Raw genomic sequence first — 14,525 nt, 5'->3', positions numbered from 1 at the left:
TGTCATGCACAGTCAGGCGGACATTAGCAGACTCATGCAGCTCGTACCCGATAACCGTCGAGGGATTGAACGGGTTCGGTGCGTTCTGTCGAAGGGTGAAGACCTGTGGAGTCTCCGCGGCAGTGTCTTCTTCGGTCACCGAGGAGGGGATTGAAAAAGGTAGTGTCTTTGATATACTGTGAGCAATTTCTTTGAACAATTTTATATCAACTTCATGGGGAGCGTACTGATAGATGTGCACAGCATAATTCCTGTAAGCTGAAATCCCCGACAGAATATTCTTGCTCAGATAGGTATAATCGTTCCTGTTTTCCCAGTGCACAATCAGGCTGTCGATGGATGACTCTTCCATCATCGTGAAAACGAGCGGATGATCACCCAACGCTTCCGGTGCCGGTACATATGATGTACGGATCGCAGCCGCTGATTGTGCCGATTCCTCGCTGTTCAACTCGGCGATATCGATACCGATTACAATACTGTCAGGATTTGTGTATTCTGTTCTTTTTCCTGCAACGAATGTTTCATCGTCGACAAGCCACTTTGAATCGACCGATGCTGACAGCGAATACCCTTTCATATTTTCTGAAGTGACGGCATCATGGATAAACCGGTCATATTTTTCATCGGATATTCTTGTTTTCTGAGCGTTTTGTTCTGCAGATATAATTTCAGGGCTCAGGTTTGTATTGATTTTTTTCAGCATTTTCCGGGCTATCGGTTCAAGCATATTCCACATTTCAGGGTGCAGTGAACCTAAACAAACACGACCGCCGACATTATTGCGGACGAAAATAATCGATCCCCCGGTAATCCATGACATGTCGCCAATGATGGAATCGCCGAAGAACCCGAATTCATAATAACCGGCAAAACTTTTTGAAAGGCCATCCATTCCTTTCAATGCATTCGGTATAGAATCAAAAAGATAAATTTCAGTCCATAAATCTACTTTTGATTTTTCAACATGATCCCAGCTTTGCCTGTAAGCAGCCCAGTCGAAAAGGTCATCTTGATACCGAAGTGTAAAACCTTCAAGCTCAGACTCAGAAAAAAGGAAAGGTGAAAAATTATAATTTTGAACCTGGCAAAATACTGTGGAAGAAAGAAATAAATATGATGCGATCGATAAACATAATGCGAAAGAATATTTCCTGCAATCTTCTCGTGTAATATTCATGATCTTTTCACTTTTTAAATTACAAGGATTTTAAATATGCAAACAATGCAGATTCACGGTTTAAATATAGGAAATTTATGCCAATAAAACAGGATATCAAAAATAACCGCATTATGCGGTATATACCTGTTTCCCCTGTGTTGTTTTACTTGAAATACATTATTGATTAAAAAACTATTGAAGAAAAAGAAATCACCGCTTCCGTCCGGCAGTGGACAGTTCCTGTACAATAGCGGACGGTTGGTTGTAAGAAAAGGGAGGTGAAAGGGACAGGGCGCTTACAGGAAAGTTGCATTTTAACAGGTATTTTAAAAAAAACCGGGGATTGTAAGAACAATATAAGTATTGTACTGGCGGCCCCCAAAAATCCATGATGAATTGTATTGTAATACATTGATTATAAATAGAATATAGACCATTAAAGCCTGTGAATTTATAAACCCATTGAAAAGCCCCGCGGTCACAACCGGTTTTCGGAAAAAGAATGGGTGCTGTCCGAGCGAGCCGAAGGCTCGTGAGTTCACACATTCCCGAAAAACGGGCAGTGAACGGGGATAAAGGCTTTTCACAGGGTGCCCTTTCCTTGGTTACTTCCTTTGGGCACACAAAGGAAGTAACATATAAAAAAGTGTTCTTAAATAAATGGGGGGTTGCCAGAACGTATTGTTATGTTTACAGAATTTTATTACATTATCATTGATATAACGGAATTATTTATCATATTCTTTTCCCCCTGTTTTTCCGGAGGCACATTTGTTTTTCAGGCTGATGTTCATGTCCTTCCACGGTATCATGGAAGTGCTTGTCATAGGAATTCTCGGGTACATTATTATCGCGGGTCTCAAATCCGGGCAGGATTACATGGATTTTCTTTCCAAACTTCTCGTCCGGATAACACTGCCGTGCCTCGTGTTTTCTAACCTCGCATCGAGCTTCGACCCCGGAAAGATCGAACTGTGGTGGATATTCCCCCTGCTCGCCATTTCCATCAATATTGTGGGTACCATTATCGGATCGCTGTATGTAAGGATGGACAGAACCATACAGAACCGCGGGGAATTCATTACCCTTGTCGCGTTTCAGAACGGCATATTCCTTCCGCTCGCTTTCGCCCCCGTACTTTTCGGTCCCGATAAGCTGCCCTACTTTCTCACCCTTATTTTTCTGTACAATCTGCTCCAGGTTCCGACCTTTTTCACTTTAGCCGTCTGGCTCGTCAATTCGGACGCCGGAATCGGGCAAAGACTCAAGAGCGTCATAAATCCCCCCAATATCGCCACCGTATTCGGCCTCTTTTTCGTATTCACCGGTCTGAACGTGTATATCCCCGAATGGATCGTGCGCCCGGTGACAACTGTAGGGTCGATGTCGGCGCCTCTTTCGACACTCTATGTCGGCGGTGTCATTGTCTCCAATCTCATGAAAGCCCGCCCGGAAACGTGGGGAGAGCCGGTAAAAGCAACCATTCTCAAATGTCTCGTATGCCCGGTCATAGCGTCTCTCATTGTCTATATGGTTCGTCCTCCCGAATATGTCGCACTGTTTATAATCATGGAGAGTGTCATGCCGTCCGCGCTTATGATCGCTCTTATCACTCCTCCCGAGGAGGCGAAACAGAAAATCGTCGCGGGGGTGATTGTCCTTACCTCGCTTGTCAGCATTTTCACGATTCCGTTCTTTATGGGCATATACGGCGCACTGTACTGGTAAAAAGCTAATCATACTATGGGGAATAAATCATGGCAATTCAACATCTTACTGTCACCGCACTCGTTGACAACTGCGTGAAAAAACCCGGCCTGCGGAGCGAGCACGGTCTTTCGTTCCTCATTGAGACCGGGCACGGGAACATCCTCTTCGATACCGGGCAGAGCGGGCTTTTTGTGGAAAACGCACGGCAGCTCGGCATCGAGCTCGGTTCGGTCGAGGGGATAGCGCTCAGTCACGGGCATTATGATCATACCGGCGGCCTGCTGCATATACTGAATGGTTCTCACACGGTCCCACTATATGCTCACCCTGACGTTTTCATAAGCCGTTACACACCGGGGGACAACCGGGAATCGGCGCGGCAGATCGGTATGCCGTTTACGCGTGAGGCAATAGAACAATCGGGCGGGAGGTTTATTCTGAGCAAAGAATCCAGGGAGATTCTGCCGGGTGTTTCACTCACCGGGGAAATCCCACGGGAAACCGGGTTCGAGGATACAGGCGGTGCTTTTTTTCTCGACGAGGGTCTTACCGTCCCGGATGTGATACCCGATGACCAGTCGATGGTGATTGAAACAGCGGAGGGACTCCTCGTTCTCCTCGGATGCTGTCATGCGGGAATCATCAATATGCTTTCCATGATAAGCCAGCGCTGGAACACAAGTGATTTCGTCTGTATCGCCGGCGGCATGCATCTCCTGAACGCATCGGACAGCCGTATCGCAGAGACCATCAAAGCACTGAGTGATTTCAGGATTGGGCATCTCGTTCCAGGTCACTGTACGGGGCAGAAAGCGATTACAGAACTCGCCCGGTCGTTCCCCGGCGCGACTGAACCGCTCCACACAGGATGGACATTCACTATTTAAACGAAAAGGACAGGTCGTAACCTGTCCCTGCATGTTTTATTACTTTCTGCTTTTTTTATCTTTTTGCCTTGTGTCTTTTGCCTGTCTTTAAAATCTTCCCTTTTGCCTTGTGCCTTATGCCTGTCTTTTTACCGTGTTTTTACCTTGATTTCAGGAACCGAGGCTTTCTGAATTTCCTTGAGCATATCAGTCGAATGGGGGCCGACCGGGATAAGATAGGCAGTGCCTTCTCCTCTTCGTCCCGGCACTATCCGCCCACCGCTCATGGAAGACCCCTGGACACGGGTCGCCGCAAGCTTTGTGAGAAGACCATCGCCGTTGCTGATCTGATTTGTGGTAAACAGTACGGAAATACTGTCCATGCCCGCGAAAGAAAACGCGCTGTCACGGATTTTCTCACGTTTCAGCACGATGGCGAACTCTTTCCTGACCGAATCTGCATCGGTATGAATCAGGTAATCGTCATAGAAGTTATGGGTATCATAGAAAGGAAAGCTGGAGTTTGAGATTTTCTGAGCAAGTTTTTCATCGAAAACAAGCGAATTCATGACCGCCTCAGCTCTTGTCAGCCAGGCTTCCATCTTGTCGGAATCACCGGGAACGGGATCGTCGAACACCGTCCCGTAGAATGTGCTGTGATCGTAATCCCGGAAGGTCAGATAAAGCTGTTTATCGATAATGACCGGCCTGAGGCAGAAGAAAGCCGGAGGCCATCCTCCGATTTCCACTCCCATGAACCACGCACCGGTCGTCATCCATAACGGCGGACCGTACTTCTGGAGACTCCGCGTATAATGAATGAGGTCAAAAGCCCTCCTCAATACAAGGGAATCCGCCTCGCATACTTCCATGACCTTACGGGGCGGATTCGGGCCTATTATCGAAATAACCACCATGAGCATATCATTCGTGGCTCTGCTTCCCATACCACGCTGGAGTGCAGTGGCTATCTGGAGTATGGTGGATTCATTCGTCTCTCCCGATTTGATATACTCCCGGCCCTTTCTCAGAAGCGGATCGATGAGGGCATTTTCCCAGAAAAACGATACTTCACTCCGAGGAAAGCTTTCCGAAACGGTCAGATCGTACGCAGCATAGGAAAGCGCATCGAATGCAAGCCTCGAATCGACGGACGAAGGAAACCGCAGGACATCGGCTATCACCCTGTCGGTCAATTGAGCTGCCTTTTTAACGAATACGCTGTCCGCCTGAACATCGGCATCCGGCTTCCGCACCGCGGCAAGCTGGCTGATTCCTTTAAAGAATCCGGCATATTTTTTCCGCACAAGCTTTTCAACACTGCCCTTCCTGACAAGCTCGTCATAGGGCGCGACCTCACGGGAACAGGAGGATGCCAGAACAAGCACACCGACCATGAGCACCGGGTACAGGCGGTTCGATCTAAAAAGTTTTTCATTCACTGCCATAATCAAAAACCTCTGCGGCGTCTGGGATTACTCTGGGGTAGAATATGATTTTTCTGCAAATCCTTGCCCGGGCTGTGGACATTACAGAACTCGGTAAGCTCGGTGCCCGGAATGAAGTATTCGATATAGGTGCTGCTGTCCGGGCAGCTCGGCGTCGCACGAAGATATGAGCTCCTGCAAAGAATCTGAGTGGTGATGCCCGAATAGGTAAAGCGATCCTTCGGATAACCGAGCAGAGCAGAGGCTTCCTTGATGAAATCCACCCAGACGGGTAAAGCAGCCGTGGCGCCGGTGCCGTACATTTCATTGCCAAGCGTGGATTCCTCCGAATCGAATCCTACCCAGATACCGCAGGCTATTTGCGGTGTAAATCCTATGAACCAGGCGTCTTTATAGTCGTTACCGGTTCCGGTCTTTCCGGCGCAGGGACGGTCACTCATACCTTTGGCCCTTATTACACCCGAAGCAGTCCCTTCTCGGGTCACACTTTCAAGCATGGTAAGCATGAGCGAAGCAACCGCAGGATTGAGCGCCTCTCTTTTTGCGCCTTCGTCATTGGACTGGTGATAGATAAGTATACCGTTTTTATCATAGATGCGATCAATGACAAAGGTCTCGGTTTTAATGCCGTGATTCGGGAAAATGGTATACGCCGACACCATTTCGTTCAGCTTGACCGGCGAGGTTCCGATAGCAAGACTCGGAACGGGATCGAGATGTGATGTCAGCCCCATCTTTCGCGCATACATTATCGCCAGATTGGGACCGATACCGCGGTTTTCCTTATCGTTCATGAGTTTTATCGATACGATGTTGACGCTCCTCTTGAGACCGTCCCGCAGAGAAAGCGGCCCGGAAAATTTCTTTGAAAAATTCTCGGGTTCCCAGAAAGTTCCATCGGGATTAGGAAGTTTGTAATAGGAATCGCGTATTATATCACAACACCGCCATCCGTTATCGAGAGCGGCGGTATAAACAAAGGGTTTGAACGAAGAACCGGCGTGACGTTCGGCCATAACCGCACGGTTGAAATAATCATACTTCCTTCCGCCTATCATAACCAGCACTTTACCGGTCTTGACATCGACCGCGAACATCGCTCCCTGAACCTTGGTCTTGCTCAGTGAATCCTTGACCGCCTGGGCATTGGTAAGACCGGCGGGACGGTGATACCGTAAATGGTCGGCGTAGTTTTTCTGGATTTTCGTGAGTTGCTCATCGAGCAGACGCTCCGCAATCTCCTGAAGGCGATAATCGAGCGTCGTAACAACCTTCATGCCGACAGTATTGACATTCTCCCGTCCGTACCTGGCATCCAGCTCATCACTCACGTAATCGACAAAAAAGGGCGCTTTCCCGAAATCGGTCTCGGTCTGAATACCCAGTTCGATCGGTTTCTGCATAGCCGCACGGGCTTCGGCCATGGATATTTTTCCGGTATTCTCCATCATCAAGAGCACCGTATTTCTCCGGGCTGTGGCACGGGCCATAAATCTCTCCCCGCGGCGGGGATTATACAGCGAGGAATTCTGGAGAAGGCCGGCGAGCATAGCCGATTCCGATATACTCAAATCAGAGCAGTTTTTACCGAAATATCCGCGGGCCGCGGCCTGAATGCCAATGAAGGGATATCCAAAATCCATACGGTTCAGATAGAACTCCAGTATCTCCGATTTCGAATACGTATGCTCAATTTTCAAGGCGACAAGCTGTTCTTTCAGCTTTCGGGTATAGGTTTGTTTCGTATCGAGAAATATACCCCGGGCAAGCTGCTGTGTAATGGTGGAAGCGCCCTGTACGATAGGAAATTTCAACACATACGGGAATTTACCGCTGAAACTGATTCTGACCGCGCTCAGGTTTGCCACTATAGCGCGTGCGATATCGGGGAGAGATACTCCCCAATGATCGTAAAACCGTGAATCCTCCGCTGCAATCAGGGCATCGACCATGTGGGGGGAGATACGGTCGAAGGACGCCCAGTATGTTTTGCTTCCTTCTTCGCCGAGCGTCCGCAGAAGCGTATTGTCGTCGGAATAAATTACCGTGCTGAGCTTTTGGCTGATAATTTTTCTCTCGAACTGCTGGTGGTCGGGCAGGTCTTTCGACAACTTTGATATGAAGACATAACTTGCAATAACGATAACGGTGTGGCTCAGTAAAAAATAGATAAAAAACACCATGAGCGTTTTATGGAATCTGGATGTTTTTTTTCCGGGTTTCGCCATGTTTCCCGACTTCAGATTGAAGGATTATCCCTGTTTTATCGTGTCCCGTCAATAACTGTTTGATAAATATAATATACCATGATACCATCACCATGACAAGAAACAAGCTTGAAAAGTTCCCTGATTTACGGAAAAAATACTCTGTTATGTATATGTAACCATTGAATAATCAAGTATTCCGGATCATTTATTGATTATGGTATTCCACCAAAAACGCAACAATAATAAAGACTTAATACACTATTTACACTATCTTCAGCTATTATTGACCGTTCAAATTATAAAACGATGCATAAAATATAAGCGGAAATCCGTCCAATTCGTGTTCTGTCATATTTATTGAAATGACCCGTTGATCCGCATCGAGATTACCATAAACGGAAAATGCCGGATCAAGACAATCCGATCCGGCATATAACGCTTGCTGCTGCTTTATCATGGCATCCGGCCTGTTTTCACTCCGGCCTGAAATTCTCCTTCGTTGCACCGCAGACCGGGCATACCCAGTCATCGGGAAGGTCATCGAACTCTGTCCCCGGCGCGATGCCGTTCTCTTCGTCCCCTACCGATGGATCATAAATATATCCGCACAATTCACAGACATATCTCCGCATACAGTCCTCCCTGTCATATATAGGATTCGTCATGATTCAAGTAAATTTCTCAGTTTTTCCGCAACCGTTTTTCCGAGATTATAACACCTGCCGATGGCTTCCTGATCGGGAACATAAAGTGTTTTTACACTGTCTGCGACCCGGGTGATATTCATTTCATCGAGCAGACTCTCAAGCTGCTTCACCGCTTCTCCGCTCCAGCCATAGGAACCGAAAACAGCGCCGATAAGATTTTTCGGCTTCAATCCCTTCAGGTAAATCATGGCATCGGCTACTGTCGGGAACATGTTGTTGTTGAGCGTGGGGCTGCCCACAATGAGCGCGCCGGCATCCATAAGCTCGGTTATCACATCGCTCCGGTGAAAGGAACCGAGGGACATCACTTTCACGCTGATCCCCCCGCTTGTAAGTCCATCCGCAATGACCCGCGCCATGGTGTCGGAGCTCTTCCACATGGTATCATACACCACTACCGCTTTGGGAGCGGGTTTCTGCTCTGCCCATGCGGTGTACCATCCGAGGACTTTTCGAATATCATCGTCTGTCCGCCACACGGGTCCATGGTCGGGAGCGACCGTCCGTATATCGAGCCCGAGCTGCCCCACCTTGTCAAGAAGCTTCGTAATGAGCTGTGAATACGGAAGCAGTATGTTTGCATAGTATTTCTTCGCTTCGTATTCGAGAACGGACGGGCTTATCATATCAGCGAAACGCTCGGTCGATGCCAGATGCATACCGAATGCGTCCTGCGAAAACAGGAGCTTCTCTTCCGGCAGATAACCGATCATGCTGTCCGGCCAGTGGAGCATACGGGTTTCGTAAAAGCTCATATTCATGGAGCCCAGACCGATACTGCCGCCATCCTCAACCGCAATGACACCCAGGTCGTGGTGAAAATGGGATTCCAGCGCCTTAAGCCCCATCTTCGAGGCATACACCCGATCGGGTTTCACCATGTCGATGACCTCGGGAAGACTCCCGGAATGATCCATCTCCGAATGATTGGAAACGATGACTGAGATGTCCCGCAGATCGATCACCGAAGCGATACGGGCCATCATCTCGTCCCTGAACGGAGCCTTGACCGTGTCTATAAGCGTAACGGTGTCGGCCAGAACCAGATACGCATTATACGTCGAACCTCTGTTCGTCGCATAACCATGAAAATCCCTGATATTCCAGTCGATTGCACCGACCCAGTACACATGTTCCGTTATCGGTACGGCATGAAACGATTCTTTCATGATACTCCCCATCGATTTTCACCCGGTGATATTTGAACGCTCTTATTCCACGGGTAAATATACAAAAAAAACCGCTCCATTCACAAGCGTGAAAAAACGTTGTAAATACATATTACGATGAAAGTACGGGTATGAATACAGGAAGAGTGTCGGGGCGTAAAAATAAAACGGCCATAGACAAAATTTTTCCGGGTTATCAATAGAATCATGCAGCCCGGGGACGAAACCCCGGGCCGATATCGATAAGTTCGTACGTAACTTCTTATAGAAAGGCCATGGAACGGTCTTTTGATCATAATCCCGTTTTTCAACAAGGAGGATGATTAATGCATGCTTACCGATAATCCTTTCTTATCCGGGATGTATCGCCGTTACCGCACGATTTCCCGTCGCTCGTCCGTCATATTCCACAGTCGATATGACTGGCTGTCTTTTCAGCTCACTTTCACTTTTACCGAGTAATCCCAGAGGCCGTGGATGTTGCAGTGCTCAACGGCATAGAGCGTTGAATCCTTCTGCAGCATGACCGGAACGGTGATCGAAGGCTGTGCGACCGTGGCGCCGAAATCCACACGTGCAATATCGACAGCATACTGCGAACCTTCCTCTTTCGCATAGAGATGGATCCACTTGATATGGTGTTCGACTGTGTTCGGATGAGGCACTACTTTCCCGACAGTCACGGTAACGTTAAAGGGTTCGCCGATTTTGGCCGCGGCGGGAGCATCGATAACCGGAACATGCTTTTCTTTCCCCATCTCCTTGTCGGGAGAAATGATCACCGAACCGAAACGGTCGCCGCCGCCCTGGGCATCGGCAGCATAGACATTGCCGGCCGTAAAAGCCGCACCGGCCAGAATCGCGGAACTTTTTATAATCTCTCTCCGTTTCATGATTACCAATCCTTTCACTGAAACTACCGGGTAATGGACTGATCCATTACCCGATTGAATGATATGCGATTTTAACCGGTGGTCAGCGTTATAACCCGGTCAGGATATCCCGATGATGCATGGTGTCATGCCTGTCCGGTCTGAGCCGGCATTGTGAATACACGGGCTCCGAGCTCACGGTCGAGCATGAGGAGGGCATTGGGAGATTCGCCCGCCAGTTTGAGCTGACGGGAAATAGTATCGGCATTCATCTCCTCTTCAATCTGCTCGGTCACATACCACTGCAGAAAAATATCGGTCGCATGGTCGTGCTCGGTACGGGCCAGATCAACGAGTTTGTTGATACTGTTCGTGATGAACTTCTCATGATCATACGCAGCCTCAAAGGCCGCAAGCGGAGAAGCCCATTCCGTCACAGGCGCATCGATCGCCTTAAGAACAACCCTTCCGCCGCGCTGATTGATATGGTCGTATATTTTCATCCCGTGAAACAGCTCTTCCTGTGTCTGGACACGCATCCACTGAGAAAAACCGGGAAGATTCAGAGATTCGAAATACGCTACCATGGACAAATACAGATAGGACGAATACATTTCTTTATTTATTTGTTCGTTGAGAGCTTTTTCCATTTTTTTACTGAGCATGAAAACCTCCTCGTGATACTGTTATGCTTTCCATAAACCGTGTATATTGCAGTATTCGCGGGCTGTTACTTTCTGGGCATCGATGCAGAATTCCGCTTCGGGAACCTGTCCGGGCTTGAGGAACTGACGGTAGGCTTTACCATCGGCGATCAGCTCGATCCATTCAATGTAGTGCTTGTCTTCCATGGGATGGGCGACACTGCCGACCGCAACCTTGAAACCCTTCGCCGTTTTGGTGATAACCGGAACATGCTTCTCCTTTGCGGCGTCAACCGTATTTTCCTTGTACTGCTTCATCGGCTGACCGCAGCATACCAGTTCCCCTTCGCCTTCATGGAGCACCTCGACAATGTTGCCGCACAGCTCACACTTGTATATTCCCATTTTTACCGCCATTATATATCTCCTTCATTTTCAGACTGTTAAGTTGACCAGTTTCACGCTGACATGTTTGACAGCTTTCAGCTTTTCAACCACTTCCTTTTTCTCCTTTTCCTTTCCCATAAGTTCGAGAATTATGAGACCGGTATTGGAGCACGATTCAGGCGTCTCGTCATGGATACCGAGCCGCGTTTTGACGAAACATCCCATCTCTGTCAGAATTTTCTGCACAGCAATGGCGCTTTCCTGACGGTTTCCGACCAGCACAAGCAGGATACTTTTTTCCATTTTTCCACTCCTTCATGCAAGATTTTTCAGTGCATCGAGAATTTCTCCGTAATCCGGCTCATTGGTAACTTCTTTTACAAGCTGGATATATCTGATGATTCCTTTACGGTCTACGATGAATACCGCCCTGGCAAGGAGCTTCAGCTCTTTTATAAGCATGCCGCAGGATATACCGAATGAGGTCTCACGGTAATCGGAAACAGTCTGAACGTGTGAAATGCCGTTTGCGGCGCACCATCGTTTCTGAGCGAACGGAAGATCCATGCTGATGGTGAGGACAACAACATCGGGTCCAAACTTGCCCGCCTCGACATTGAATCTCCGGGTCTCGGTATCGCATACCGGTGTATCGAGTGAAGGCACCGATGACAGAATGACGGTTTTCCCCCGAAACGATGAAAACTCGACCGGCGACATGTCATTTGCCGTTGCCATAAAATCCGGCGCCTTATCCCCCACCCTGAGTGTATTACCCATCAGCGTCAGGGGGTTTCCCTGAAACGTGATGATACCTGTACGTTCATTCATGAGCACTTCCTTTCTCCGGAAGTTGTTGCTTCAGTGGATATACATGAAATCCATTATCTGGAATAAATGCTCTGTAAACTGATCATGACGATGCCGGAAGTCACTGTTATATTCACCGGTGCAATATACCCATGACGTATTGTGGCAGGGTTTTATTACCAGTTTTCGCCGAGCAGCTCGAAGTGATCCCGCGGGTGATTACAGGCGGCACATTTTGCCGGAGCTTCCGTCCCCTCGTAAAGATACCCGCAGTTGATGCAGCGCCAGACCACAGAACTTGTACGCTTGAACACCCGTCCGGTATCAATATTTTTTGCGAGGTCGAGATACCGTTTCTCGTGCTGACGCTCGGCAACGGCTATTGCATTGAAAACAGCGGCTATCTCGTTGAATCCCTCTTCGAGCGCGGTCTTCGCAAATCCCGGATACATTTCGGCCTGCTCATAGTGCTCGCCGGCAGCGGATTCCTTGAGATTAGCGGATGTCGTCCCGATCACGCCAGCCGGGAAAGAGGCTTTGATCTCGACCTCTCCGCCTTCGAGGAATTTGAAAAGCCGCTTGGCATGTTCTTTCTCCTGATCCGCCGTTTCGGCAAAAATATTGGCTATCTGAACAAACCCGTCCTTTTTTGCCTGACTGGAAAAATAGGTGTAACGATTGCGGGCCTGCGATTCCCCGGCAAAAGCGGTAAGCAGATTCTTCTCCGTTCTGGAACCTTTTAATTGAGTCATCATAACCTCCTGCCTGATATACGTGTTAATGGGCAGCTAAAAACACCCCTCACACCGCTCTCTGCCCTGTCTTTAAAATAATTAAGGGACAGGATAGGTGTAATATCATACATTTAATAAAGATTTTCCGCCCAGTTCTAAAGATTTTTGTTATCCCGGGGTTCGGTTTTTCTGGAATTGCATGACTTGCATATACCGTTGAAATAAAGCGTATGATCGAGAACATGATAACCAAGCATTTTTCCGTTGTCGTATATGATGCCCGATACAACATCTCCCGGTAAATCATCGACCTTCCCGCAATGCATGCATCGAATATGGTAATGGTTTTCCGCATTGCCATCGAACCGCTTCTGGTTCCCGCATCCTTCAATTTTCCTGATTATGCCCATCTCGGAAAGAATTTCGAGATTACGGTACACTGTACCGAGGCTGATACGAGGCATGATTTTACGGATCTGTACATAGATTTCGTCCGCAGTCGGATGGGTGCGAACTTTCCTCAACTCCTGGAGAATCATCCTCCTCTGACGTGTCATTCTGAAATCTGCAGTTCCCACACTTCAGCTCCTTAATAGTATTGATAATTGTTACTAATAATAAATCCGTTAAAACTATTTGTCAAGCGATTTTATGCAAATTCTTAAAAAAAAATATGTTCAGCATGAGACACGGTCTTTCAGGTACGATTCTATCGATTCCTTTGCTTCCCGAACTCTATCGGTATCCGGTATGAGCATTGATATCTTCCCGATAATTCCGCTTGTATGCAACCGCATGAATGTCGGTTTGAAATTGATATCATACACCCAGGATAACTGCATAAGCCGGAAGTCGTTAACCGATCTGGTGTGTGAATCGGAAACAGTTTTCTGTTCAAGAACATCATTGAGAGCTCCAGGATCGACAGGGCCGTCCTGACGGATTTTCAGGGTTTTTTCAAGCTGATCCATAAAATCCTTTTCGAGCATGCTGGTACTTAATGTATTGAATATATCGAGCTTATCGGCATCCCTGACAAGTTTTACAAACGGAAGGCTGTCCCGATCGAGCCCCTGCGGGATTTCGCGGCAGTTATGATAACGGATGCCGTCAAGTACACCGAGGCGATGACGGGATGAAAGGGTGGAAAGTATCTGCAATTCACGGGCAACCTCGTATCCGCGCTCGCCATGATTGACCGAACATGCGTCCACGAATGTTCCGAATTCTGTCAGCTGCGGAAACCGTCCCACATCGTGGAGAAGTCCGAGCAGTTCACCTGTTGCCACATCCTCATCCGTCCACTGAAGGTCCTTCGCCAGTTCACGGCAGTATTGCGCGACACGTTTACTGTGATTGAGCTTGTGCCGAATCATGAGAAAATGCTCGTTCCCATCGTGCTGAAACGTATTCACATAGTCATGCAGCCACGTTGTACAACTCTCTATAATACTCGAAATCATACACCATCCTTTATGTTGTATGTCCCCGGATACGGAACTGTCAGGAAAGAATAGAAAACATCCGGGTAACCGGACATTGTTGGCGCAGATATAATAATATAATCAACATAATACAAATTCACAATTTTAACACGTAAAAAATGTGCACTTCCATATTTTTTTGATTTTCGGGATGTCATTTATCGTGTCAAGGCTGATTATTGACAGGCATTGTATCGGTTATTTCACTGCTGAAGAAATGAACTACCCCGGAGTGAATTCCCGGGTATCAGATCAGGCCCCCTAACCCTTAATCCCTTTCCCCCTAAGAGGGCGGTGAAAAAGTGTCTTTTTCACACGCCCG

15 protein-coding genes are annotated in these 14,525 nt (G+C 47.9%); 2 read left to right on the top strand and 13 right to left on the bottom strand.

The features are described 5' to 3' along the window. On the bottom strand, positions 1-895 hold an 895-nt coding region (locus LLG96_00960), incomplete at its 3' end, for a hypothetical protein (GenBank protein ID MCE5248766.1). 1,038 nt (positions 896-1,933) lie between these two features. Between LLG96_00960 and LLG96_00955 the strand changes: the two genes are divergently transcribed. Continuing rightward, a complete protein-coding gene (locus LLG96_00955) occupies positions 1,934-2,890 on the top strand; it encodes an AEC family transporter (GenBank protein ID MCE5248765.1) in 957 nt (318 codons plus the stop codon). 29 nt (positions 2,891-2,919) lie between these two features. Continuing rightward, positions 2,920-3,759: an MBL fold metallo-hydrolase gene (locus LLG96_00950; GenBank protein MCE5248764.1), complete on the top strand. Its 840-nt coding sequence runs from the start codon at positions 2,920-2,922 to the stop codon at positions 3,757-3,759. A gap of 128 nt (positions 3,760-3,887) precedes the next feature. Here the strand turns inward: LLG96_00950 and LLG96_00945 are convergent, their stop codons facing one another. The 12 genes from LLG96_00945 to LLG96_00890 all read right to left on the bottom strand — a co-directional run bounded on the left by LLG96_00945 (position 3,888) and on the right by LLG96_00890 (position 14,182). Then, positions 3,888-5,186, bottom strand: coding sequence for a hypothetical protein (locus tag LLG96_00945; GenBank protein MCE5248763.1), 1,299 nt, complete (start codon positions 5,184-5,186; stop codon positions 3,888-3,890). Between the two features lie 2 nt (positions 5,187-5,188). Next, on the bottom strand, positions 5,189-7,414 hold the full coding sequence (locus LLG96_00940) for a PBP1A family penicillin-binding protein (GenBank protein MCE5248762.1): 2,226 nt from the start codon (positions 7,412-7,414) through the stop codon (positions 5,189-5,191). 455 nt (positions 7,415-7,869) lie between these two features. Further along, the gene (locus LLG96_00935; GenBank protein MCE5248761.1) at positions 7,870-8,028 is read right to left on the bottom strand and encodes a rubredoxin; all 159 of its coding nucleotides are present in this window, start codon (positions 8,026-8,028) and stop codon (positions 7,870-7,872) included. A gap of 29 nt (positions 8,029-8,057) precedes the next feature. Next, entirely contained in the window at positions 8,058-9,272 is a 1,215-nt protein-coding gene (locus LLG96_00930; protein MCE5248760.1) for an FprA family A-type flavoprotein, read from the bottom strand. Between the two features lie 434 nt (positions 9,273-9,706). Next, positions 9,707-10,165, bottom strand: a complete 459-nt coding sequence (locus LLG96_00925; GenBank protein MCE5248759.1) for a class II SORL domain-containing protein — start codon at positions 10,163-10,165, stop codon at positions 9,707-9,709. 125 nt (positions 10,166-10,290) lie between these two features. Continuing rightward, positions 10,291-10,809 carry a ferritin gene (locus LLG96_00920; protein MCE5248758.1) on the bottom strand — a complete coding sequence of 173 codons (519 nt, stop codon included), beginning with the start codon at positions 10,807-10,809 and terminating at the stop codon, positions 10,291-10,293. Positions 10,810-10,830: 21 nt separating this feature from the next. Further along, entirely contained in the window at positions 10,831-11,205 is a 375-nt protein-coding gene (locus tag LLG96_00915) for a desulfoferrodoxin (GenBank protein ID MCE5248757.1), read from the bottom strand. 18 nt (positions 11,206-11,223) lie between these two features. Further along, positions 11,224-11,478, bottom strand: a complete 255-nt coding sequence (locus tag LLG96_00910; GenBank protein ID MCE5248756.1) for a hypothetical protein — start codon at positions 11,476-11,478, stop codon at positions 11,224-11,226. A gap of 12 nt (positions 11,479-11,490) precedes the next feature. Continuing rightward, positions 11,491-12,006: a thiol peroxidase gene (gene tpx, locus LLG96_00905; GenBank protein ID MCE5248755.1), complete on the bottom strand. Its 516-nt coding sequence runs from the start codon at positions 12,004-12,006 to the stop codon at positions 11,491-11,493. A 155-nt stretch (positions 12,007-12,161) separates the two neighbouring features. After that, complete coding sequence (locus tag LLG96_00900) at positions 12,162-12,737, bottom strand: rubrerythrin family protein (protein MCE5248754.1); 576 nt, start codon at positions 12,735-12,737, stop codon at positions 12,162-12,164. A gap of 137 nt (positions 12,738-12,874) precedes the next feature. Further along, positions 12,875-13,297, bottom strand: a complete 423-nt coding sequence (locus LLG96_00895) for a transcriptional repressor (protein ID MCE5248753.1) — start codon at positions 13,295-13,297, stop codon at positions 12,875-12,877. Positions 13,298-13,396: 99 nt separating this feature from the next. Next, positions 13,397-14,182 (bottom strand): HD domain-containing protein, encoded by a 786-nt coding sequence (locus tag LLG96_00890; GenBank protein ID MCE5248752.1) that lies wholly within the window; start codon positions 14,180-14,182, stop codon positions 13,397-13,399. Positions 14,183-14,525 lie beyond the last annotated feature (343 nt).

The organism is bacterium, assembly GCA_021372535.1.
Lineage (GTDB): Bacteria > Latescibacterota > Latescibacteria > Latescibacterales > Latescibacteraceae > JAFGMP01.
The sequence above is the reverse complement of the archived record's forward strand: the minus strand, read 5'-3'. Positions and strand labels throughout refer to the sequence as shown.